At 60.6% G+C, this 21728-nt stretch carries 20 protein-coding genes; 14 read left to right on the top strand and 6 right to left on the bottom strand.

Annotated elements, in window-relative coordinates:
- The first annotated feature begins 76 nt into the window (after positions 1 to 76).
- The 3 genes from AC07VS_RS06715 to AC07VS_RS06705 all read left to right on the top strand — a co-directional run bounded on the left by AC07VS_RS06715 (position 77) and on the right by AC07VS_RS06705 (position 1013).
- Complete coding sequence (locus tag AC07VS_RS06715) at positions 77 to 460, top strand: type II toxin-antitoxin system RelE/ParE family toxin (RefSeq protein ID WP_494750538.1); 384 nt, start codon at positions 77 to 79, stop codon at positions 458 to 460.
- Complete coding sequence (locus tag AC07VS_RS06710; protein WP_492346432.1) at positions 441 to 818, top strand: XRE family transcriptional regulator; 378 nt, start codon at positions 441 to 443, stop codon at positions 816 to 818. Before AC07VS_RS06715 ends, AC07VS_RS06710 begins: the two co-directional genes overlap by 20 nt.
- A gap of 69 nt (positions 819 to 887) precedes the next feature.
- Positions 888 to 1013 carry a DUF3149 domain-containing protein gene (locus AC07VS_RS06705; protein ID WP_492346433.1) on the top strand — a complete coding sequence of 42 codons (126 nt, stop codon included), beginning with the start codon at positions 888 to 890 and terminating at the stop codon, positions 1011 to 1013.
- Here AC07VS_RS06705 and AC07VS_RS06700 read toward each other — a convergent pair.
- Positions 1000 to 1671, bottom strand: a complete 672-nt coding sequence (locus tag AC07VS_RS06700; RefSeq protein WP_492346434.1) for an ABC transporter ATP-binding protein — start codon at positions 1669 to 1671, stop codon at positions 1000 to 1002. The two genes, AC07VS_RS06705 and AC07VS_RS06700, sit on opposite strands and share 14 nt — an antisense overlap.
- Before the next feature lie 206 nt (positions 1672 to 1877).
- On the opposite strand from AC07VS_RS06700, the gene AC07VS_RS06695 reads away from it, so the two are divergent.
- From AC07VS_RS06695 to AC07VS_RS06670, 6 genes are all read left to right on the top strand, one after another.
- Positions 1878 to 3800, top strand: coding sequence for a B12-binding domain-containing radical SAM protein (locus AC07VS_RS06695; protein ID WP_494750537.1), 1923 nt, complete (start codon positions 1878 to 1880; stop codon positions 3798 to 3800).
- A 161-nt stretch (positions 3801 to 3961) separates the two neighbouring features.
- Positions 3962 to 4405 carry a nuclear transport factor 2 family protein gene (locus tag AC07VS_RS06690; RefSeq protein ID WP_494750536.1) on the top strand — a complete coding sequence of 148 codons (444 nt, stop codon included), beginning with the start codon at positions 3962 to 3964 and terminating at the stop codon, positions 4403 to 4405.
- A gap of 77 nt (positions 4406 to 4482) precedes the next feature.
- Entirely contained in the window at positions 4483 to 6912 is a 2430-nt protein-coding gene (locus tag AC07VS_RS06685; RefSeq protein ID WP_494750535.1) for a YgiQ family radical SAM protein, read from the top strand.
- A 199-nt stretch (positions 6913 to 7111) separates the two neighbouring features.
- Complete coding sequence (locus AC07VS_RS06680) at positions 7112 to 8371, top strand: MFS transporter (protein WP_494657378.1); 1260 nt, start codon at positions 7112 to 7114, stop codon at positions 8369 to 8371.
- Between the two features lie 74 nt (positions 8372 to 8445).
- On the top strand, positions 8446 to 9480 hold the full coding sequence (locus AC07VS_RS06675) for a TraB/GumN family protein (protein WP_494750534.1): 1035 nt from the start codon (positions 8446 to 8448) through the stop codon (positions 9478 to 9480).
- A 240-nt stretch (positions 9481 to 9720) separates the two neighbouring features.
- Complete coding sequence (locus AC07VS_RS06670) at positions 9721 to 10989, top strand: class I SAM-dependent methyltransferase (RefSeq protein WP_494657380.1); 1269 nt, start codon at positions 9721 to 9723, stop codon at positions 10987 to 10989.
- Positions 10990 to 11003: 14 nt separating this feature from the next.
- Here the strand turns inward: AC07VS_RS06670 and AC07VS_RS06665 are convergent, their stop codons facing one another.
- The 3 genes from AC07VS_RS06665 to pobA form a co-directional block, all read right to left on the bottom strand.
- Entirely contained in the window at positions 11004 to 11891 is an 888-nt protein-coding gene (locus tag AC07VS_RS06665; protein WP_494750533.1) for a CoA transferase, read from the bottom strand.
- Between the two features lie 27 nt (positions 11892 to 11918).
- Positions 11919 to 13073 (bottom strand): ABC transporter substrate-binding protein, encoded by a 1155-nt coding sequence (locus tag AC07VS_RS06660; protein ID WP_494657382.1) that lies wholly within the window; start codon positions 13071 to 13073, stop codon positions 11919 to 11921.
- 80 nt (positions 13074 to 13153) lie between these two features.
- On the bottom strand, positions 13154 to 14338 hold the full coding sequence (gene pobA, locus AC07VS_RS06655; RefSeq protein ID WP_494750532.1) for a 4-hydroxybenzoate 3-monooxygenase: 1185 nt from the start codon (positions 14336 to 14338) through the stop codon (positions 13154 to 13156).
- A 178-nt stretch (positions 14339 to 14516) separates the two neighbouring features.
- On the opposite strand from pobA, the gene AC07VS_RS06650 reads away from it, so the two are divergent.
- The 3 genes from AC07VS_RS06650 (at position 14517) to AC07VS_RS06640 (ending at position 16006) form a co-directional block, all read left to right on the top strand.
- The gene (locus AC07VS_RS06650; protein ID WP_494750531.1) at positions 14517 to 15284 is read left to right on the top strand and encodes an IclR family transcriptional regulator domain-containing protein; all 768 of its coding nucleotides are present in this window, start codon (positions 14517 to 14519) and stop codon (positions 15282 to 15284) included.
- 86 nt (positions 15285 to 15370) lie between these two features.
- The gene (locus tag AC07VS_RS06645) at positions 15371 to 15694 is read left to right on the top strand and encodes a type II toxin-antitoxin system RelE/ParE family toxin (RefSeq protein WP_494750624.1); all 324 of its coding nucleotides are present in this window, start codon (positions 15371 to 15373) and stop codon (positions 15692 to 15694) included.
- Between the two features lie 6 nt (positions 15695 to 15700).
- Positions 15701 to 16006 carry an addiction module antidote protein gene (locus AC07VS_RS06640; RefSeq protein WP_494750530.1) on the top strand — a complete coding sequence of 102 codons (306 nt, stop codon included), beginning with the start codon at positions 15701 to 15703 and terminating at the stop codon, positions 16004 to 16006.
- A gap of 474 nt (positions 16007 to 16480) precedes the next feature.
- On the opposite strand, the gene AC07VS_RS06635 is transcribed toward AC07VS_RS06640, so the two are convergent.
- Both AC07VS_RS06635 and AC07VS_RS06630 read right to left on the bottom strand, forming a co-directional pair.
- On the bottom strand, positions 16481 to 18070 hold the full coding sequence (locus tag AC07VS_RS06635) for an AAA family ATPase (protein WP_494750529.1): 1590 nt from the start codon (positions 18068 to 18070) through the stop codon (positions 16481 to 16483).
- On the bottom strand, positions 18067 to 19047 hold the full coding sequence (locus AC07VS_RS06630; RefSeq protein WP_494750528.1) for a reverse transcriptase domain-containing protein: 981 nt from the start codon (positions 19045 to 19047) through the stop codon (positions 18067 to 18069). The genes AC07VS_RS06635 and AC07VS_RS06630 overlap by 4 nt, the downstream gene beginning before the upstream one ends.
- Positions 19048 to 19781: 734 nt before the next feature.
- Between AC07VS_RS06630 and AC07VS_RS06625 the strand changes: the two genes are divergently transcribed.
- Positions 19782 to 20574 (top strand): IS5 family transposase gene (locus tag AC07VS_RS06625; RefSeq protein ID WP_494750527.1). Its coding sequence is split into 2 segments (ribosomal slippage): positions 19782 to 20041 and positions 20040 to 20574, totalling 795 coding nucleotides; the frame shifts between segments, so codons are not numbered across the junction.
- Positions 20575 to 21023: 449 nt separating this feature from the next.
- Complete coding sequence (locus AC07VS_RS06620) at positions 21024 to 21698, top strand: DUF4145 domain-containing protein (protein WP_494750526.1); 675 nt, start codon at positions 21024 to 21026, stop codon at positions 21696 to 21698.
- The last annotated feature ends 30 nt before the right edge of the window (positions 21699 to 21728 follow it).

The following is a 21728-nucleotide window of genomic DNA, read 5'->3' as shown; positions in this document are numbered from 1 at the left end:
CCCTGCATGCAAGCCCCGGAGCGATTGTTCTGATGCCTCCAGGTTGAGCTTGAGAAAAAAGTCCTCTGGAGGAATAATGACTCAGCGCTGGGACGTGGAATACACCGACGAGTTCGGGCAGTGGTGGGGTTTGCTGACAGAGGCTGCCCAGGAATCCATTGACGCGTCGGTGCGCTTGCTGGAGCAACTGGGGCCTCAATTGGGCTTTCCACACAGTTCTGGGGTGGCGGGCTCCAGATTTCCTCATCTCCGGGAACTGCGTGTGCAGCATCAGGGGCGCCCGTTGCGAATTCTCTATGCGTTCGACCCGCGACGCAGCGCCATCCTGCTGTTGGGGGGTGACAAAACGGGTGACGATCGTTGGTACCGCGAGCAAGTTCCTGTGGCAGATCGGCTGTATCAGGCGCACCTCGAAGCATTGCGGAAGGAAGGGCTGAACCATGGCCGGAAAATTCAGTGAATTGCGCTCCAGGATGTCCCCGGAGGCTCAGGCCCGCGCCGCGGCGCGGGCCGAGGCCATGTGGGTGGACATGCAACTGCAGGCCGTGAGGCAGGCACGTCAAATGACCCAGTCGGATGTGGGTACGGCGATGGGCATTGAACAGGCCGCCATCTCCAAGCTAGAACGTCGCAATGACATGCATGTCAGCACGCTGCGTGAGTACATCCGGGCTTTGGGAGGTGAGTTGAAGCTGGTGGCCTCATTTCCTGACGGCGATGTGACTCTGAACCCGATGTTGTCCGAACCAGGATGCGCGGCAGACCCCGGTTTCCTTGATCTTCATCAGCCCTCGCTCAAGCCCCCCGGCCAGCCTTGAGAATTCGCAAGGGCAGGGGGCCTGCCGACGCCGACAGTGGAGGCATCCAATCCAAGAAAGGGTGTTCCCATGAAGGCTTTTCAAGACCTGATTTCGACCGACTACGGCCTCATGAGCCTGGGCGGCATCGTGTTCATGCTGTGCATGGGGGTGTTTTTTCTGCGCCTGTTCCTGAACAAGATCAAGGGCTCTTGAGCGCGTCCAGATCAAGGTGGGTGGCCAGCGGCACGCCGCGCGGCGCCACGTAGGCGGCCAGCACCCAGGCCCGCCCGGCGGCCGACTGGGCCTGGTGTGCTAGGTGGCTGAGCAGGAAGTCGATCGATCCCTTGTCCAGTGCGGCAAAGGGATCGTCCAGCAGCATGAGCGTGGCTCCGCTGGCCAACACACCGGCCAGCGCCACCTTGCGGCGGGTGCCGGTGGACAGCATGTACAAGGCCTTGTCGAGGTGGGGGTGCAGATCCAGGCCCTCGATCATTGCGCTCAGCAGTGCGGCATCGAAATGTGGGTGGCGTTTTTTCAGTCGGGCAAAGCAGTCGGCTGGGTAGAGCGGATCGTCTGCTGCACCCCGCAGATCGCACCAGGCCACCTCGGCTGACCAGGCTGCAGCGGCGGGTGTCAGGGGGGTTGACCCACAGCGCAAGCTCAGTTCGCCTGACTGCGGGCGCAATTCGCCAGCCAGCAGATGCAGCAAGGTGGTCTTGCCACAGCTCTCGTCGCCACTCACCCAGGTCACCCCGGCGGGCAGGCTGGCGCAGAAACCTCGCAGCACCGGAACGGCAGGCTGGCCCTTGTGGGCCGGGTAGTCAAAGCAGAGCTGCTCGATCTGCAGCACGGGCGAGGGTGTGAGGGCCATGGTGGGGCGGGGATGTAATGAGGGCACAAGGGCCGGGCCTGTAGGGGGATCGACCTCATCGATCCATCCACCCGGCGCCTGCGCCTATGATCATCGCATCAACCGGCGTCCGTTCTGGGCGGCCGCCGGGTCATTTTCGGGGCGTTCCAGGGCTATCGCCACACCGGCCCGCCCTACCTGCCTGCCTTTCTGCCTTGCCTGTCTCCATGTCGTCTGCCGCCGCTGTCCGCATCCTGTCCGTCATCCCGCCGATGACGCAGCTCAACACGCCTTACCCTTCCACGGCCTACCTCACTGGCTTTTTGCGCGCCCAGGGGCTGGATGCGCGACAGGAGGATCTGGCGCTGGCGCTGGTGCTCAAGCTGTTCTCGGCTGCGGGGCTGCGCGAGGTCCGGGCCGTGATCGAGGCCGGCCCAGAGGCGCAACGCAGCGCTCGGGTCAATTTGTTTCTGGATCAATTCGACCGTTACCTGGCCACGCTGGAGCCCACCATCGGCTTTCTGCAAGGGCGTGATCTGAGTCTGGCGCACCGCATTGCCGGGCGGCAGTTCTTGCCCGAGGGCCCGCGTTTTGAATCCCTGGAGGTGTACCTGGCCGAGGAGGGCGAAGACCCGCTGGCCTGGGCATTTGGCGCGCTGGGGCAGCAAGACCGCGCCCGCCATCTGGCCACGCTGTACCTGAACGATTTGGCCGACGTTCTGCGCGATGCGGTGGACCCGCGCTTCGAATTTGTGCGCTATGCCGAGTCACTGGCTGCCGCGCAACCCACGTTTGACCCGCTGGCCGAGGCTCTGGCGGCGCCGCGCAACCTGGTGGACGAGACCTTGTGCGAGCTGGCCCTGCAAGCCGTGGCGCGCCACGAACCCACGGTGGTGCTGGTGTCAGTGCCTTTCCCGGGGGCGGTTTACGGGGCTTTCCGGGTGGCGCAGGCCATCAAGGCGCGCCACCCGGGTCTGGTCACGGTGTTGGGCGGCGGGTTCGTCAACACCGAGCTGCGCGAGCTGGCCGAGCCCCGGGTGTTCGACTACTTTGATTACGTCACTCTGGACGCTGGCGAGAGCCCCTTGCTGGCTTTGCTGGAGCATCTGCAGGGGCGCCGTTCGCGTCAGCGCCTGGTGCGCACTTTTGTGCGCGATGCGGCCACAGGACAGGTGCAATGGCAGCACCTGGAGCAGCCTGAGGTGCCGTTTGAAAACGTGGGCACACCCACCTGGGACGGCCTGCCGATCCACCGCTACCTGTCGCTGCTGGACATGCTCAACCCCATGCATCGGCTGTGGAGCGATGGCCGCTGGAACAAGTTGACTGTGGCCCATGGCTGCTATTGGAAGAAGTGCAGTTTCTGCGATGTCAGCCTGGACTACATCTCGCGCTATGAGACGGCCAGCGCAGCCACCCTGGTGGACCGAATCGAGGCCATCGTTGCCGAGACCGGCCAGACTGGTTTTCATTTTGTTGACGAGGCGGCGCCGCCCAAGTCGCTCAAGGCACTCGCGCAAGAGTTGCAGCGCCGCGGCACCTCGATCTCGTGGTGGGGCAACATCCGTTTCGAAAAGTCCTTCACCCCCGAGCTGTGCCAGCAGCTGGCTGACAGCGGCTGCATTGCCATTTCCGGCGGCCTGGAGGTGGCCTCTGACCGTCTGCTCAAGCTGATGAAAAAAGGCGTGTCGGTGGAGCAGGTGGCCCGGGTGACGCGCAGCCTGACCGACGCAGGCATCCTGGTGCACGCCTACCTGATGTATGGCTTTCCGACCCAGACGGTGCAGGACACCGTGGATGCGCTGGAGTACGTGCGTCAGCTGTTCGAGAACGGCTGCATCCAGTCGGGCTTCTGGCACCGCTTTGTGTGCACGGTGCATTCGCCCGTGGGCCAGAACCCGCAGGACTACGGCATCAGCCTGGTACCGCTGCCACCGGGCCAGTTTGCCCGCAACGACATCGCGTTCCGCGACCCGACCGGGGTGGACCACGACGCCCTCGGCGAGGGTTTGCGCAAGGCCATTTACAACTACATGCATGGCATTGGGCTGGACCAGGATGTGCGCAATTGGTTTGACTTCCATGTACCCAAACCGACAGTCAAGCGGCAGACCATTGCCAAGGCCCTGGCCCAGACCCATTGGGACTGAGGGGCCGAATTTGCATCGGTAAGCAAGCTAATTTATCAAATTAAATTTGATTTATTCTGCGACAATGATTTTCAAATCATTTCAGCAGGCAAGTTTGCCTGTCCTTGCGCGGGGTGTTTGTTGCCATGTCGATCCTCCAGAATTGTCCGACCGTCTTGTCGATGGGAACGCTCACCGAGCAGACCCGTACCGTGGTGCAGCTTTATTTCGAGCAGGTGAAGGCCGGTGAGGCCGCCGAGGGCTTTGCGGCCCTGCTGGCGCCTGAAATGGTCTGGGACATCCCGCACAATTCGCTGGTCATCCCCTGGAGTGGGCCCGCACAGCGGCGCGAGCAGGTGGCCGACTTCATCACCCAGCACCGTCGACGCGCCACGCCACAGCGTTTCACCGTGAAGCAGGTGCTGGCCGAGGGCTGCCACGCCATCGCCACCGGCGAGCTGGAGACCCGGCTCAATGCCAACAACGAGTTGATGCGGGTCGACTTTGCTTTTCACTTCACGGTACTGGCCGGGCAGATCACCCAGATCAAGGTGTACGAAAGCACTTACCCCGTGCCTGAGCTGGCCGCCGTGCCGCGGCGCATCCTGGGGCGTTCGGTCCATTAGCCCTTCTGGGGGTACTGACAAAACCGTTCATGGGGTGCACACCCGTAAAATGGAGGGTTATCCCCAAGAAGCCCCCCATGAACGCCCCCGTCGACGTTTCCTTTTTCGCGCGCGCCGCCAAACCGCTGAACAGCTACCGCAAGTTCTGGGCGGCCCGCTTCGGCACGGCGCCGTTCCTGCCGATGAGCCGTGCGGAAATGGACAAGCTGGGCTGGGACAGCTGCGACATCATCGTCGTCACCGGCGATGCCTATGTGGATCACCCGAGCTTTGGCATGTCGGTGATCGGTCGCATGCTGGAGGCTCAGGGCTTTCGCGTGGGCATCATTGCCCAGCCTGACTGGCAAAGTGCCGACCCCTTCCGGGTGCTGGGCAAGCCCAATCTGTTCTTCGGGGTGACCGCGGGCAACATGGATTCGATGATCAACCGCTACACGGCCGATCGAAAAATCCGTTCCGACGACGCCTACACCCCCGGCGACGTGGGCGGAAAGCGCCCCGACCGCGCCGCCATCGTGTACAGCCAGCGCTGCCGAGAGGCCTACAAGGATGTGCCCATCGTGCTCGGGGGCATCGAGGGCTCGCTGCGCCGCATCGCCCACTACGATTACTGGAGCGACAAGGTGCGCCGTTCCATCGTGGTCGATGCCAAGTGCGACCTGCTGCTGTACGGCAACGCCGAGCGGGCCATCGTCGAGGTGGCGCACCGACTGGCTGCCCGCGAGCCAATCGAAAAGATCACCGACGTGCGGGGCACCGCCTTCATCCGGCGCAGTGGCGACGAGTCGTCTGAGGGGTGGTTCGAGATCGACTCCACCCGCATCGACACGCCGGGCCGTGTCGAAGCCCACGTCAACCCTTATCTGATGATCTCGGACCAGGCGCGCGAACAGGGCGCCACCTGCGCCCGTGAAGACGAGGCCCAGGCCGTGGCCAGCGACGCTGAAGCCCGGGCCGGGAGCCCCGTGGCCACCACCAAGCCGCTGACCTTCGTGCCCAACCCGGCCCTGCAGGGCCGCGTCAAGGTGCCGCCGCGCGAGCGCAGTGTGATCCGCCTGCCCTCGTACGAGCAGGTCAAGAGCGACCCGGTGCTGTACGCCCACGCCAACCGGGTGCTGCACCTTGAGACCAACCCAGGCAACGCCCGCGCCCTGGTGCAAGCCCATGGCGAGGGCGTGACCGCGCGTGATGTGTGGATCAACCCGCCCCCCATCCCACTGACCACGGCCGAGATGGACCTGGTGTTCGACCTGCCCTATGCACGCAGCCCGCACCCGGCCTATGCCGATGAAAACGGCAGCCATGACGGCACCACCAAGATCCCGGCCTGGGAGATGATCCGCTTCAGCGTGAACATCATGCGCGGCTGTTTTGGTGGCTGCACTTTCTGCTCAATCACCGAGCACGAGGGCCGGATCATCCAGAGCCGCTCCGAGGACTCGATCATTCGCGAGGTGGAGGAGATCCGCGACAAGGTCAAGGGCTTCACCGGCGTGATCTCCGATCTGGGCGGTCCCACCGCCAACATGTACCGCATTGGCTGCAAGACGCCCGAGATCGAGGCCGCCTGCCGCAAGCCCAGCTGTGTGTTTCCGGACATCTGTCAGAACCTCAACACCAGCCACGATCCGCTGATCAAGATCTACCGCCGCGCGCGGGCTCTGAAAGGCATCAAGAAGATCCTGATCGGCTCGGGCCTGCGCTACGACCTGGCGGTGAAGAGCCCCGAGTACGTGCGCGAGCTGGTGCAGCACCATGTGGGGGGCTACCTCAAGATCGCCCCCGAGCACACCGAGCAGGGCCCGCTGACCAAGATGATGAAGCCGGGCATTGGCAGCTATGACCGCTTCAAGCAGATGTTCGACAAGTTCTCTGAAGAAGTGGGCAAGAAGCAGTTCCTGATCCCTTACTTCATCGCCGCCCACCCGGGCACCAGCGACGAGGACATGATGAACTTGGCGCTATGGCTCAAGCGCAACGGCTTTCGTGCTGACCAGGTGCAGACCTTCTACCCCAGCCCCATGGCCAGTGCCACGGCCATGTACCACAGCGGCCGCAACCCGCTGCGCAAGATCACGCCCGACAGCGAGTCGGTCGACATCGTGCGCGGTGAAAAGCGCCGTCGCCTGCACAAGGCCTTTTTGCGCTACCACGATCCCAACAATTGGCCGCTGTTGCGTGAGGCACTCAAGGCCATGGGCCGGGCCGACCTCATTGGTAACGGCAAGCAACACCTGATCCCGACCTTCCAGCCGCTGACAGACGGCAGCTACCAGAGTGCCCGCCGCAAGAACTCGACGCAGGCCCCGGCTCGGCCCACTGGCAAGGCCGTGCCTGCCGTCGGCGCACCCCGTGGCGCCCGCGGGCCAGCGCTGGGGCAGGGCGCAGCACCCGCTGCACCGGTGGCACCCGTCAAAGGCCGCATCCTGACCCAGCACACCGGCCTGCCGCCCCGCGCCGGCACAGGTGTCGGCAAACCCAAAGCCGGCCGCAAGGGGCCACGCTGAGGCGCTTGCGGCCTTGTATCAGTCCGCCGGAATTTGAAACCAGGGCGGCCGCCTGCGCCGCTACGCTGGCGCCTGCCTGTTGCCGGTAGTCCCGGGGTTGCGGCGCAGACGCTCCCTGGACGTCAGCTTTGCGACCGAGTTTGTCGGCCCTCTCGGCCGAGCCCTGCCGGCGCGAGCGAGGTGAGCTTTGACGTCGGTGATGACTTCCAAAAATGACCAGGGCAAACGTTCTGATGGCCGACGAGCGGCTTTGCTGGTGGTGGCTGCAGGCGTCTCGGCGGCCCTGCATGTGGCCAAGCTGGCGCCCGCCATTCCCTTGTTGCGTGCCGAATTGGGCTTGTCGCTGTTGCAGGCGGGCTTTTTGCTGTCGGCGGTGCAAATGGCTTCTATGTTGCTGGGCGCCTTGTTGGGCCTGTTTGCCGACCAATGGGGCTTGCGCCGTTGCCTTTTGATCGGCCTGGGGCTGCTGGTGGCTTCCAGCACCTTGGGCCCCGCCGTGCATGAAGCCGGCTTCATGCTGTTCCTTCGAGCGCTGGAGGGCGTTGGGTTCCTGCTCGTCTTCATGCCCTGTGCGGGCTTGATCCGCCAGTTGGTCAGTGCCCACGATCTGCCTTTCATGCTGGGTGTGTTCGGTATCTGCATGCCGCTGGCCACCGCCTTGGCTTTGTTGGGGGGGCCGCTGCTGCTGCCCCTGATGGGGTGGCCGCACTGGTGGTGGCTGATGGCCGCGGTGTCGGCGGCGATGGCTGTGGCCGCCCTGGTCTGGGTGCCCTCGGACGCCACCCGGGCGCGTTGGGCAGGGCCGGCCGCTGGATTGGGTGCCACCCCGCCAAAAGCAAGCCGGCCCGGGTTGATGCAGGGTTTGGGCGTGCTGCGGATGACCTTGTCCAGTGCGGGGCCGTGGCTGGTCGCGCTGACCTTTGCCTTCTATGCCTCGCAGTGGCAGGCCGTCATGGGGTTTTTGCCCTCGATCTATGCGTCTTCTGATCTGGGGGTGGGCTTGACGGCCATGCTCACGGCCTTGGCTGCGGCGGCCAACATTGTGGGCAATCTGGCCGCCGGGGCCCTGTTGCAGCGTGGCGTGCCTGCCGCCAGGGTGCTGACCTGGGGCTTTGCCAGCATGGCCGTGGGTGCCTGGCTTACCTTCGAGGCCTTCTGGCCCTTGCCTGCCGCACTGCGCTATGCGGCCTTGCTGGGCTTTTCGATGATGGGGGGGTTGATCCCAGGCAGCCTTTTTTCTTTGGCCGTGCGCCTGGCTCCGCGTGAGAACGCCATCTCGACCACCGTTGGCTGGATGACCCAATGCTCTGCCTTGGGGCAATTTGCCGGCCCACCGTTGGTGGGCTGGGTGGCCGGCCTGGCCGGAGGCTGGCAATGGACCTGGGCTGTCACGGGGGGCTGCTGCCTGGTGGGTTTGCTGCTGTCGCAACGCATCGCGCGCCGCCTGGCCTTGTCGTGAGCGCGCGGCAAAGTTGGGGTGACGCACAGGCGGCCACCTCAAGTCGTGGCAACATTCCGGGCATGAACATTTTCATGTCTTCTCTTTCGCCTCGGTCGTCGACCGCTGCGGGTCTGGCCTGCCGTCGCTGGGCCCTGGTGGGCCTGTGCCTGTTGAGCGGTGTGGCCTGGGCGGCGACCAAGCCCGCCCATCCCCACGCTGCCCCCAAGCCGGCTGAGGCCAAGGCGGCCAAGGCGCCAGCCAGTTGCCCGCCGCTGCCGGCACCTTTCTCTCCGGAACTGTTCAGCCAGGCCGCTGAACATGCTGCCGACCGTGGTTTTCTCTGGAAGATCACCAAGGGTGACCACAGCTCCTATCTGTACGGTACCTTCCATGCCGGCAAGGCCGATTGGATGGCCCCGGGCCCCAAGATCCAGCAGGCGCTGAGCGATACCGAGGTGACGGGCATCGAGATCAACCCACTGGACCCGGCCATCCAGCGTGAAATGGCCACCGTCATCCAAGGCGTGAAGCGCAACCTGCCGGCCGAGTTGCAGGCTCGCCTCAAGACCCGCTGGCTGGCGGAATGCCTGCCCGAGGCCGCCCTGGGCTCGGCCCCGCCCGAGATCCAGGCCCTCAGTCTGACCTTTTTGGCGGGCCGTCGCGATGGCCTGCAGCCCAGCTTTGGCACCGAGATCATGCTGGCCGTGCTGGCGCGCAGCACCGACCGTCCAGTGGTGTCGCTGGAGTCGGCCTCCGGCCAGTTGGCGGTGCTGCTGGGCAGCAACGATGCCGAGGCGGCCAACCTGGTCAACCGCACCCTGACCGAGATCGAACGTGGGCAGACCCGGCGCCTGCTGGCGCGTGTGGCCCAGATCTGGGAGCAGGGCGACCTGGATGCACTGGAGCACTACGCCGACTGGTGCGACTGCCTCAAGACGCCGCAGGACCGCAGCCAGATGAAGAAGCTGATGGATGACCGCAACCCGGCCCTGGCCGACCGCGTGGACGGCCTGCACAGCGACGGCAAGAAGGTGTTTGCCGCCGTGGGTTCCCTGCACATGGTGGGCCCGACCGGCCTGCCCAAGCTGCTGGAGCAGCGCGGCTACCAAGTGGAGCGCCTGCGCTGAGGCTGCCGGCCCCAACCCTGGTTGGCGTCCGTGATGGCATGGGGCATCTGATCAGGGATTGTCCTGTTGACGAGTGGTCAGTAATCACTGGTCCTGGGCAAAATTTTTAAGCCCGGCCTAGAATCCATGTCAGGTATCACCATGCGCCTGTCGCCGGGCCCGGGGTGAGTCCGCCACCTGGTGGCAGGGCGGCGGGCTGCGCCCGGCCCTGGAGGCAGCCGTGTTTGACGGAGGCCTGTTATGAACAAGTGGCTGCGCCTGATCCAGGATCGCCTGAGTGCGTTGTCGACGCCCCTGATGCTGCAATTGCCCTCCGGGGAGTGCCTGGGGCCTGCCGATGCGCCAGTGGCCCTGTGCTTGGAAGATTCACGCAGCTTGATCGACCTGGCGCTGGGCCGCATCGGCATGGTGGGCCAGGCGATTGTGGAGGGCCGCATCCGTGTGCAGGGCAGCATGCGCGAGGTGATGCGTGTGGCAGCCGACCTGCTGCGCCATAACCCGTCGGACGTCGCCTCGGCGGGCCTGTCTCGTCGCCTGATGCAGCATTGGCAGTCGGCAGCAGCCCACACGTTGAGTCGGGATCGGGCCCAGATCCAGTTCCACTATGACCTGTCGGATGCATTTTTTGCGCTGTGGCTGGACCCGCGGCGCGTCTACTCCTGCGCCTACTACCGCCGTGCCGACCTGAGTCTGGCCGAGGCGCAGGAAGCCAAGCTGGCGCTGATCTGTCGCAAGCTGCAACTGCGGCCGGGCGAGCGTTTCCTGGACATCGGTTGTGGCTGGGGCGGCTTGCTGTTGTGGGCGGCCCAGCAGCACGGCGTGCTGGCCACCGGCATCACGCTCTCGCGCCACCAGCAAGCCCATGTGCAGGCCCGCATCGACGCCCTGGGGCTGGGCTCGCGTGTGCGGGTGCTGCTGTGCGACTACCGCGAACTGCCGGCAGAGGAAACCTTTGACAAAGTGGCTTCTGTGGGCATGTTCGAGCATGTGGGACGAGCCCAATTGCCGGACTACTTTGTCCAAGTGGCCCGACGGGTGCGCCCGGGCGGCCTGGTCCTGAACCACGGCATCACGGCCGGGGGGACCGACAACCTGCAACTGGGGGCCGGCATGGGCGAGTTCATCGAAAAGTACATCTTTCCAGGGGGTGAACTGGTGCACGTCAGCACGGTTTTGCGAGATGCAGCCCGCGCTGGGCTTGAGATGGTGGACACCGAGAACCTGCGCCCCCATTACGCCAAAACCCTGTGGGCCTGGTCTGATGGCCTGGAGGCACGGCTGGACGAGGCGCGCGAGGTGCTGGGCGGCTCACTCGCGGGTGAGCAGGTCGAGCGCACCTTGCGCGCCTACCGGCTTTACCTGGCGGGCTCGGCGCTGGCTTTCGAACAGGGCTGGATCGCCCTGCACCAGGTGCTGGCCATCCGGCCCGCGCCGGGCTTGGCCGACGAGCCCCTGGTTGGGGCCCGTTCGAGCTACCCGTTCAACCGTGCCTACATGTACGAGGCCTGAGAACTCAGGCGCGCTCAGTCGGCCAGTGTGTACAGCGGCACGTCCTGTTCTACCGCCAGGCGTTCCAGTTGGTCGCGGGTCTGGCTGCCGACGAAGGCAGCGACAGCGCGGTGCACCTCGGGGGTCAACATGGCTTTCAAGTCAGCGGCGTCGATGCCGGCCGCGCGGCACAGCGATTGGGCAAAGTGGGGCTCGAGCGCCGCCAGCGCCACCCGACCATCAAGACAGCGGTAGACCCGGTAGCCGGCGTGGGCTCCCCCCACGGCCCCCTCAGGGCGGGTCAGGCCCCAATGACGGGGCAGGGCCAGCCAGGCGGCGGCCTGGCTCAAGGCCACTTCACGCCGACTGCCGATGCCGCTGTGCATCCGCTGGAGCAGGCATTGCAGCACGGCCTCGCTGGCCTGCAAGGCGCCGGCCATGTCGGCAAACAGGGTGGGGGGTAGCTCGAGGCTGGGCACCAGACCGGCCTCGGCCAGGTAGGTCAGGTCGTGGCCGGGCTCTTCGGCTCGCTCACCGGGCGCCCCCACGATCTCGACCAGCGACAGTCGAGGGTAGCGCGCCTGCAACTCGGGCCAAGCCAGGCCCAGCTTGCGCAGGGCCGAGGGGCGAAACGAGGTGATCAACACATCGGTGCTGGCCAGCTCGGCATGCAGCGTGGCCTGCCCTTCGGGGGTTTTGAGGTCGGCATGCAGGGTGCGCAGGCCCGCGTGCATGGTCTGGTAGGCCTCGAGGTTGTAGGCCCCCATGGGATCGGCGGGCACGCCGTGGCGAGGCGGGGGCTCGAGTTTGGTGCAGCTGGCCCCCATGTCGCGGCAACGCATCAGCGCGGCTGGGCCGGGCAGGTTCAAGGCCAGGCTGAGAATGCGCGTGCCTTGCAAGGTGTTGGTGTTTGTCTGGCTCATGGATGTGTGTCTCTCAAATGTCGGCCATCAATACCGCAGCTTGCCGGTGGCATCCACCACGCTCATTTCGACCCATTGGCTGCCGGTATTGCCTTTGCTGAAGTTCACCCTGAAGCCGCCGAAGTCCAGCTCGCCCGCGGCGTGCAGGGCGTCGGCCAGGGCTTCGGGGTGGTTGCCCTTGGCGCGCCGCAAGGCTTCGACCAGCACGCGTGCGCTCAGGTAGCCCTCCAGCTGGAAGGCGGTGTAGGGCTTGGCCTCAGGCGCATAGCGGGCCATCGTGGCCTGGAACTCGGCCTGCAGGGGCAGGCCGCGGCCATTGGGATTGGGAAAGGTTTGCGCGATGCCCACACCGCGGGAAGCCGCCTCGCCCGCCACCTTGACCAGCAAAGGGGCCGACAGGTAAGACAAGGCCATGATGGATCGCCCGTAGCCGGCCTCGCGCAGCTGCTTGACGGCATCGGCCATGAATTTTGGCGAACCGATCACGATCACGGACTGAGGCGCGGCGGCCTGGGTGGCTTGGGCGGCGATTTTCAGGCTGTCGTCGTTGTGTTGGGCCTGGCTGCCTTCGATGGTCTTGTAGCCAAAGCCTGGGGCCAGCTCTTTGATCGCCGCCAGGCCTTGCACGCCAATGGGCAGGTCTTGATGCAGCACGTGCACCGTGCTCACGCCCAGGGTGCGCCCATGCTCCAGCATGCGGGCGTACTGGTCGCGGTCGCTGGCCCGCACATGGAACAGCCGGGCATGGCCGGGCTTGCGCAGCACGTCGGCCCCGGGCACGGCGTTGACCACGATGACATTGGCGTTGTCCAGCAGGTTCTCACGCACCACCGCGCTCAGGGCCGCCGATCCGATGGGCGACAGCAAGGCCACGGGCTTGCGCTCCAGCGCCTGGGGCAGGGCCGCTTTGAAGCCGTCGGCGGTAAATCGGTCGTCCAGGGTGAACAGCGTGATCTTGCGGCCGTTGATGCCGCCGCCGCGGTTGATCTGCTCGAAGTAGGCCTTGGCGCCCGTGTTGATGTCGGGCGCATCGGGCGAGGGCAGGCCGGTGAAGGGGCCGATCTGGGCCACCACGATGTCGTCGGCGGCCTGGGCGGTGGTGAACAGGCTGCACGCCAGCCAGGCTGCCACAGGCAGCCAGCGGCGCGCAACCCGGCCTGCGGTGGGCAGGTCAAGGCGCATGTTGTTGTCTCCGAATTGCTATCGGAGTGAACTATACCGGCTGACTGTCAGATCCAGGCGCCGGTCGCTTTGAGCCCGCTTCAGTTCGAATGAACCATGGGCAGCCCCACGTAGTTTTCGGCCAGCGAGGTCGAGGCGGCCTCGGAGTGGATCAGGTAGTCGAGCTCGGCTTCCTGGATCTTCTGGCCAAACTCGCCGGTCTCGGGGAAACGGTGCATCAGCGAGGTGAACCACCAAGAGAAGCGCTCGGCCTTCCAGATGCGGCTCAGACAGCGGGCCGAGTAATGGTCGATGCCGGCGGCGCTGTGCTCGCGGTAGTGCTCGATCAGCGCGCCCGACAGGTAACCCACGTCGGAGGCGGCGAGGTTCAGGCCCTTGGCGCCGGTGGGGGGCACGATGTGCGCGGCGTCGCCCGCCAGGAACAGGCGGCCAAAGCGCATCGGCTCGGCCACAAAGCTGCGCAGCGGGGCGATGCTCATTTCCAGGGACGGGCCCGTCACCAGGCGTTCGCGGGCGGCCGGGTCCAGGCGGCGGGCCAACTCTTCCCAGAACAGGGCATCGGTCCAGTTCTCCACCTTGTCTTCGGAGGGCACCTGCAGGTAGTAGCGGCTGCGGGTGTGGCTGCGCATGCTGCACAGGGCAAAGCCGCGCGGTGTGTTGGCGTAGATCAGCTCGTCGGACACCGGGGGCACATCGGCCAGCACACCCAGCCAGCCGAAGGGGTAGACCTTCTCGTACTCATGGATCGCGCCGGCCGGCACGCTGGCCCGCGACACGCCGTGGTAACCGTCGCAGCCGGCAATGAAATCGCACTCGATCTCGTGCGTCACGCCGTCCTTCACATAGCGCACGTGCGGCTGGGTGCCATCGAAATCCTGCAGGCTGACCTGGCTGGCTTCGTACACGGTGCTCAGGCCGGCAGCAGCGCGGGCTTCCATCAGGTCGCGGGTGACCTCGGTCTGGCCATAGACCATCACCTGCTTGCCGCCGGTGAGCTTGTGCATGTCGATGCGGTGGCGCTCGCCCTTGAACAGCAACTCGATGCCGTGGTGGGGCAAGCCCTCGGCATGGGCACGCTGGGCCACGCCGGCCTGCTCCAGCAGGTCCATGGTGATCTGCTCCAGCACACCGGCACGGATGCGGCTGAGCACGTAGTCGCCGCTTTGGCGCTCAACGATGATGTTGTCAATGCCGGCCTTGTGCAGCAGTTGACCGAGCAGCAGGCCGGAGGGGCCGGCGCCGATGATGGCGACTTGGGTACGCATGAGGGTCTCCTTGGGGATCTCGGTGGTGGGTGATGGGTTGTCCGCAAGCGTAAAAGTCTGTGTCTGCCCCGGGTAGGGCTGGCGGCATGGCTTTGTGCGATCAATGAGCAGTTTGTGCGATGATCGCGCAACATTGATCTGAATCAACCTGCGGCCTCCGTGTGGCCGCCGTCCCCCCATGATTGCCAAGGCAGATTTCATCGAAGGCATGGCCAAAGGCATGGCCGTGCTGGAGAGCTTCGACACCGAGCGCCAGCGCCTGAACGCCACCTTGGCTGCCCAGCGCGCCGGCATCACCCGCGCCGCGGCGCGCCGCCACCTGCTGACCCTGGAGCACCTGGGCTATCTGGAAAGCGATGGCAGCTATTTCTGGCTGGCCCCCAAGGTGCTGCGCTTTTCGGGCAGCTACCTGGCCTCGGCCCGGCTGCCTCGCGTGATGCAGCCCACGCTGAACCGCCTGGCCGCCCAGACCCAGCAATCGTTCTCGGCCGTGGTGCTGGAGGGCGACGAGGTGGTCATCGTGGCGCGCAGCGGGGTGTATGGCTCGCCAACCCGTCTGCTGGCCTATGGCCTGCACCTGGGCGCGCGCCTGCCGGCCCATGCCACCTCCACTGGCCGGGTGCTGCTGGCGGCGCTGGCGCCGGCCGAGCTGAGTGCCTGGCTCAAAGACCGCACCCTGGCGCGCCTGACCCCCCAGACCACGGTGCAGCCCACGGCCTTGCGCAAGCTGTTGCGCCAGGTGCGCGAAGACGATTTCTGCCTCGCCACCGAAGAGCACGAACTGGGCGTGCTGGCCCTGGCCGTGCCCTTGCGCAACATGCAAGGGCGCACCGTGGCCGCCCTGAACGTGGTGGCCTCACCCCAGGCGCATCCGCCCGAGACCCTGCATCAGACTTTGCTGCCGTTGTTGCAGGAGGCGGCTCGGGAGGTGAGGGCGTTGTTGTGATGAGGCGCGATCAGGCGTGTTGTGCGAAATGGCTGGAGGGCTGAAACTGACATTCAGGCTTGCCGATCATCGGTTGGGTGCCTAAAATGTATTCGATCGAGTACGATTTTCAAATGTACTTGGTCAAGACTCTCCCAGCTTTCGACATTTGGCTGACAGGACTCAGAGACCCCATGGCACGGCTGCGCTTGGCCCGGCGCCTTGAAAAGGCCCAACAGGGCCATCTAGGCGACATCAAGCCCGTGGGCGAAGGTGTGTGGGAGATGCGTGAATTTTTCGGCCCTGGATGGCGCATGTACTACGTCGCTCGGGGCGATGTGTTGATCGTGATGTTGGGTGGTGGCGACAAGTCCACTCAACAGACCGATATCGCGCGAGCCAAGGCCTTGGCCGCCACTGTCGAGGAGTGAAGCCTGATGAACCTCAAAATCAAAGTCTCCGATCTGCCTGAATTCGACATGGCTGAGTACCTGAAAGACGGAGATTCAGTGGCTGCGTATCTGACCTTGGTGCTGGAGGAGAACGATCCGGCTGCGCTGGCACATGCCTTGGGCACCCTGGCACGGGCTCGGGGCATGACAGAAGTCGCCAAGGCCAGTGGCATGGGTCGCGAGGCCTTGTACAAGGCACTGCGTCCCGATGCACAGCCCCGTTTTGAGACCATTGCACGGGTGTGTGCGGCCTTGGGGGTGAAGCTGGTGGCAATCCCGGCCAATGTCTGATGAGGCAGCAAGCTGCGTAGTGGCCCCAGCCTTGTAACATCAGGGGGGCTCATCCAGGCCTTATCTCAACCCTAATACAAGCTCGATGAACGTGAACGCGACAGCCGCGCTAGGCAACGATTTCAGAGGAGAACAGCCCTCCCACAGCATGCACCGGCTCAGCGTGGCCCCGATGATGGATTGGGCTGAGTGAGATAAAAAATACAATCAAATCAATGGGTTGGATTTATTATGATGGTCTGAGTAGCACTTTTGTGGGACTGAGGTCTTCGGATTGGAGTGCGGACTATCGTGCTGCTTAAGCGGCAGCGTCTATAGGGGGGGCATGGGTCAGGACGTGTGGTAGGACTTTGCTAGCGTCTATGTGCCATTCGGTGACTGAGGATTGGCAACATGCTGACGTGCCGCCAACAGCCACCTTTGTGTGCTGCGCCACTCCTACCATGAGGCCAACAGTCGTGGTGGCCGTCAGAATTAGCTTTGAACTTTTGCCGCAGCCGGTGCTCCTGACGAAATGGCTGTCCCCGAAGCTACCGGACCAGGTTGAATCGTCAGAAAGCGCTGCAACTCCCTTGAGAATGCGTTTACTGTAACTTCGTTCTCTTTGCATAGATGCTGAATTACCTCGTGCTGAGTCATTATTCTTTGCCGTACCAATTCTTTTAGCAGTCTTTTGCCAGCCTCACTGAATTCATTTTCAGATGGAATATCAGATTTCTTTCTCTTATTTTTTTGAAAAATAGGTAGTAGAGGCCGAAGAAGAATCCAGAGTCGGTCTTTTAATGAGGGTTTCGACTTCGCTGATTCAGCAGGGCTGGGTGATTTTCTTAGGATTGGCAAATAACGGCGTAGACGATCAATGTCGTCCTTTAAAAGTGCCTGAAAATCGACGCGCCCTTTAAATCCTCCTTCTAGGCAATGCGCTAATAACTCTTTTTCTAAACTTTCGAAAGGAATGCACAATACTGATGCATCTCTAGCATGCTTAAGCTTTCTTTGATCTCCATCGAGGACGCAGATGACATTGTCGGCGCAAGAGAAAAATTCTTCTGTGCGATTCCGCTTCATTAAATTCGTTGTGCTTGAGCCGCCGCCAATATAAATTATTTTGTAAGAAAAATAAATATTCTTACAATATGTCTTGATTGTATATTCTAGAAACTCATTCAAAACGGCATCTTCGGTGAGGATGTACTTATCCCAGCCCTTGAATCCGAATAGAATACTTTTGATATAGTTGTAAGGCACGTTATCAATCTTTGCTTCGCCAGTCGACTGCTCAAATTCCAAATGAAAGATCTCGTAAGGTTTGAGAGTTTGCATCATTGCAAGCGAGTGCGTGGTTAGCAGAAATTTGACGTCGTTGGCGGTGCCGAATTCTCTGAGACTTTCAATTAGTCGAACTTGTGCTGCTGCATCCAAAGAAATATCTATCTCGTCAATAACAATAAGACGATAGCCTTGGGACACTCTTCGATAAAGATTTACTAAAAAGTATTCCCCGGAGCTGAAGTAGTCTTCGCGTAAGTAGCGGGCCCCGGCCGTCAGCCGGCAATAGTAAGTCGAGCCCTTAATCTCCATTGCTACCAAGTTGTCAAAATTATCATTTTCATAAATTCGATGGAGAAATTTTATAAGTGCATCTGGTCTCGTGAATTTTCGAAGCACGACTGCTGTGCGTATGTCAGCATCTAAGTTACTTATCCTCTGAAAAAACGTGAATCGCTCGCCGTGGGGAATCGGAAGTTCGACATGTATTTTTTTCCTATATTCCATCGGAATAGGAGTTCGGCAGTTGATTGTCTTGATTGGCTTTTCGTAAGAGTAGATCAGCGTAAGGCCGTTAATTTCATATTGAATCGAACTGTTCTCCTTGAAAACGTCTTCGGATGAGGTTTTGGCGAAGGTGTCGGAGTTGGTTAGATTTCGAATTGCTTTAATTAGGGTGGTCTTGCCGGCGCCATTTTTCCCGGTGATGCACACAATAGGGCCTTGGTCAAAATTGATATTGAACTTTAAATCGGCTATTTGCTGAATGTTGGTTATTTTTATGTTCAATTTCATTTTTGCACTTTGTCTTTGGGTAGCGGGCGATGAAGAAATGTGTCGATGACCGTGGCACCGAAATTTCTTCTCAGTTTGTTCAAATACTCTTGATCCACTGAATTGATGTAATTTAAGTATCCAGTGATTTCCGCTTTAGCACGATCCTCATCTTTTTCAATTGCTGCAAGAAATGCTGCTCTCCCCTGCGAATGCCTATGCAGAAGAGCTTCAACGTTTCTTTTGACTTTCGAGTCAATAGTGACTTTGCCATTAGGTAAAATCATCAGACCAAGTATTAATATTCTTCCGCCGACCCGGAAGTATTTGCTCTTCTTCTCGTTTAGTTTGAGCTCTTCGGCTCCATGCTGCGTCAATAATTTCTGCACGACAGTCTTAATGTCTGCGAGGTTCTCCTTGTTCTCTGTGGAAATGATGATGTCATCAGAATAGCGGGTGTATATTAAGTTGTGCGCAATGCAATGCTGCTCAAGCGCATTGTCGAAGTTCAGAAGCGCAGCATTGCTCATCGGTGCTGAGCATGGAAATCCCATTGGTAGCGAGTCATCAATACATATTAGGTTGATGATTCTTGGTAGATTATCAAGTATGTCTCCGGCTGGGCAAAAATTCTCGCCATTAATAATAACTTTACTTACCAGGCTGGTTTTGATGCTTGAGAAGAACGAAGATATATCCGTCTGGAAGAAGTGCTTTGAATTAGCGTGCTTTGCAACAGCATCATATGCACTGTATCCTTTCCTGTACGAGAAGACGACTTCTTTGTTTATCGGCAAGAATTCGATTAAGAAAAGATTTAGAAATGAGTGGTACACCCTCAGCTTTTTCTCTGGGATCAGTACTTCGCGCTGGTTTCTTGGTGGGCCAATGACCCTCCGACGGTATAAGTTATCTATAGGTTCGGAGGTAAATTCGGAAAACTGTTGCTTCCCGTGATACATCGAGTCAAAAAGCTCGGAGAGCGAAGTTCTTGTCATATGCAGTTTTCAAAGGGGCCAACTAGGCGACTTTTCGTCTCTAGGGGTTGCAAGGCGGTGGCAGTTGCGTTATCCTAACGTCATGTCAGTGACTAGGAGCATCTCCAGTCATCTTGCTGACCTCTAGGCCGTCAGATCTACTCCGATCGGAATTTGTGTGGTCGCGCAGTGCGCGACCACACAAATCGTAGACTTAGGTGAGCAAAGAGCATCTCCCACGGCGGGTCCCCCGGCCCCGCGCCCCCCCCACGTCCCCACTATCTGTTTGTGCTGCTCTCGTTGGTTCTATACAACAGGATTGAAACTTGGCTGTCAAGTTGACAGGGCGGCTCCTCGTTCTCGCTGCGTTGCATACCCGTCCTGTGAACTCATACAGAGGGATTTGCTATCCGTTGATCAACTGTTCATGGCTCTGATCCAGATGGCGACCAGCGATGCCGGCGGGAGTATATCGATTGGGCTAGTTTATGAATTTGGCCATGAGCAGATCCGTCAGTAGCCTGTCCATCGGGGGGGGGCTTTGCCGATGATGGTCGTCGGTACCGACGCCTGAACGGTCTTTGCTCAGCAGCGGTACACCCCTTTCCACCTATGTGTCTCTCCACCTTGACGTACGGCGGGCAGTCCAGCTTTCTCAGCCACGTGTTCTCTTAGAGCCTGTTCAAAATCTTTTCTCGATGATCTGCTGATAGCAGGCTGAGGGTCACTGTGTCTGAAGCTAAGCTGCATGCTCTATGAGAGCGAAGTACCCCAGCGATATCAGTCCCGAGAAATTTGAACTCATCCGCGCCTTGCTGGAGAGTGCCCGCAAGAGCACTCGCCCGCGCAGTGTTGATCTGTATGAGGTGTTTTGCGCAGTGCTCTATTTGCTGCGTACCGGTTGCCAGTGGCGGGTGTTGCCCAGCGACTTTCCCAAGTGGCGCACTGTGCATGCGTACTTTGCGATTTGGAGTGAGCCGCGTGAGGGTGGCAGCCTGCTGGAGCGGGCTTTAAAAAAATCAGGTTGGCGTGGCCCGAGAGAAACTGGGGCGCAACGCCTCAAGCGCGTTCTTGATCGTGGACGCGCAGAGCGTGAAGAACACGGACACGGCGGCTTTGAAGGGCTATGACGCGGGCAAGAAGGTCTCGGGCATCAAGCGCCATATTGCGGTGGACACCCAAGGGCTACCGCACGCTATTGCGGTGACCACTGCAGAGGTGACGGACCGCAAAGGGGCCTTGCAGGCACTTCAGCGCTGCAAACCTGCGTTGAGCCGGGTGCAGGCGCTGTTGTGTGACAGCGGCTACGTGGGCAAGCCGTTCGCGCAGGGGGTGCAAGACATTATGGGTGGACATGTCAGCGTGCAGATTGCCAAGCGCAGTGAGCTGCATACGTTCAAGGTGATGCCCCAGCGCTGGGTGGTGGAGCGCAGCTTTGCCTTGTTGGAGAAGAACAGGCGGCTGTGGAAGAACTGCGAGAGGTTGCTCAACACCAGCTTGCAGTTAATCCATCTGGCATTCTTGGCTCTGCTTCTCAAAAGATTTTGAACAGGCTCTTATACGCAAATCTAAGGTCGACAGCCGCCGTTCGTGTTCGCTGGCTCGTGAGGCATGTCGCGACGTGGCAGGTGCGGCGGAAGCGGAAAAAACGACCAGAAAACCTTCGATTACCTGCTGAGCTACGTCTCGCGGATGCATGTAAATCCTGCTATTTCATGAACATACACATCCGTCGTCTATAGGCTTTGCTCGCTGAACAGGTTATAGTATTTGTAACGAATTTGTTCACGGACCTGATTCAGCAACCTGTGGCTCCATAGCTCAGGGGTGGCGGGTTTCATGGCTAAATCAGTACTGTAATTTTTCACAGGAAACTTGCCGAGATGCTTGGTTACATGCCCTTTTCTGAGTTTTTTAGCGCCAGTTTAGCCCACCGTGCCAGTTATGGCCTGCGGCTTGGTGCGTTCTAAATTGCGTTGGCCTCCAAGTGGATATTTGTGCAAAAATCTGAATATTTTCCTCCAATGCTTGGCAAGGGTGAATACCATTGCCCATATTGCAACGTGTATGCAACGCAGTTCTATGCCCACCTTCATTGCCTCGTTAACTACAATGGAACTAGCGTTGTAGACCAGTTATCAAAATTTAACGAGGCGATTAATAAAAAATGGATTGTTACAAAGTGTCAACGATGTGGTGAAGTGGCATTCTGGAATGATGGTAATTTACTTTTCCCCAAAAAGGCCATCGCTCCACCCCACAATATCGATCTTTCTGAAGATGTAAAGATTGATTATCGGGAGGCGGCAAATGTTTTTTCTGATTCGCCTAGAGCAGCAGCGGCTTTGCTAAGGCTTGCTTTGCAGAAGCTATGCAAACAGTTGGGTGAGAAGGGCGAAAACATTAACGAAGATATAAAAAATCTTGTGGCTAAGGGCTTGAATCCACTTGTTCAAAAATCTCTGGATGCATTAAGAATAACCGGAAATAATGCCGTGCATCCCGGGGAGATTAATATTGCTGAAGAGCCTGAGCGAGTGGTTAAGTTGTTTGATTTGATTAACTTTGTTGCGGATAAAATGATCACGGAGCCCAAAGAAATTGAGGCTTTCTATGAGCGGTTGCCGTCGAGGTCAATAAAGGCTGTCGATAAGCGAGATAATAAAGATTAACTAATCCATAAAACGGATGTCGTACTGGCG

The organism is Curvibacter sp. GW821-FHT01G03 (assembly GCF_059422285.1).
The sequence above is the reverse complement of the archived record's forward strand: the minus strand, read 5'-3'. Positions and strand labels throughout refer to the sequence as shown.

Excerpts from the sequence above, each read along its gene's own strand:
- AC07VS_RS06715 (WP_494750538.1), top strand. The coding sequence starts at position 77 with ATGACTCAGCGCTGGGACGTGGAATACACCGACGAGTTCGGGCAGTGG.
- AC07VS_RS06710 (WP_492346432.1), top strand. The coding sequence starts at position 441 with ATGGCCGGAAAATTCAGTGAATTGCGCTCCAGGATGTCCCCGGAGGCT.
- AC07VS_RS06705 (WP_492346433.1), top strand. The coding sequence starts at position 888 with ATGAAGGCTTTTCAAGACCTGATTTCGACCGACTACGGCCTCATGAGC.
- AC07VS_RS06700 (WP_492346434.1), bottom strand. The coding sequence starts at position 1,671 with ATGGCCCTCACACCCTCGCCCGTGCTGCAGATCGAGCAGCTCTGCTTT.
- AC07VS_RS06695 (WP_494750537.1), top strand. The coding sequence starts at position 1,878 with ATGTCGTCTGCCGCCGCTGTCCGCATCCTGTCCGTCATCCCGCCGATG.
- AC07VS_RS06690 (WP_494750536.1), top strand. The coding sequence starts at position 3,962 with ATGGGAACGCTCACCGAGCAGACCCGTACCGTGGTGCAGCTTTATTTC.
- AC07VS_RS06685 (WP_494750535.1), top strand. The coding sequence starts at position 4,483 with ATGAACGCCCCCGTCGACGTTTCCTTTTTCGCGCGCGCCGCCAAACCG.
- AC07VS_RS06680 (WP_494657378.1), top strand. The coding sequence starts at position 7,112 with ATGACTTCCAAAAATGACCAGGGCAAACGTTCTGATGGCCGACGAGCG.
- AC07VS_RS06675 (WP_494750534.1), top strand. The coding sequence starts at position 8,446 with ATGTCTTCTCTTTCGCCTCGGTCGTCGACCGCTGCGGGTCTGGCCTGC.
- AC07VS_RS06670 (WP_494657380.1), top strand. The coding sequence starts at position 9,721 with ATGAACAAGTGGCTGCGCCTGATCCAGGATCGCCTGAGTGCGTTGTCG.
- AC07VS_RS06665 (WP_494750533.1), bottom strand. The coding sequence starts at position 11,891 with ATGAGCCAGACAAACACCAACACCTTGCAAGGCACGCGCATTCTCAGC.
- AC07VS_RS06660 (WP_494657382.1), bottom strand. The coding sequence starts at position 13,073 with ATGCGCCTTGACCTGCCCACCGCAGGCCGGGTTGCGCGCCGCTGGCTG.
- pobA (WP_494750532.1), bottom strand. The coding sequence starts at position 14,338 with ATGCGTACCCAAGTCGCCATCATCGGCGCCGGCCCCTCCGGCCTGCTG.
- AC07VS_RS06650 (WP_494750531.1), top strand. The coding sequence starts at position 14,517 with ATGATTGCCAAGGCAGATTTCATCGAAGGCATGGCCAAAGGCATGGCC.
- AC07VS_RS06645 (WP_494750624.1), top strand. The coding sequence starts at position 15,371 with ATGTATTCGATCGAGTACGATTTTCAAATGTACTTGGTCAAGACTCTC.
- AC07VS_RS06640 (WP_494750530.1), top strand. The coding sequence starts at position 15,701 with ATGAACCTCAAAATCAAAGTCTCCGATCTGCCTGAATTCGACATGGCT.
- AC07VS_RS06635 (WP_494750529.1), bottom strand. The coding sequence starts at position 18,070 with ATGAAATTGAACATAAAAATAACCAACATTCAGCAAATAGCCGATTTA.
- AC07VS_RS06630 (WP_494750528.1), bottom strand. The coding sequence starts at position 19,047 with ATGACAAGAACTTCGCTCTCCGAGCTTTTTGACTCGATGTATCACGGG.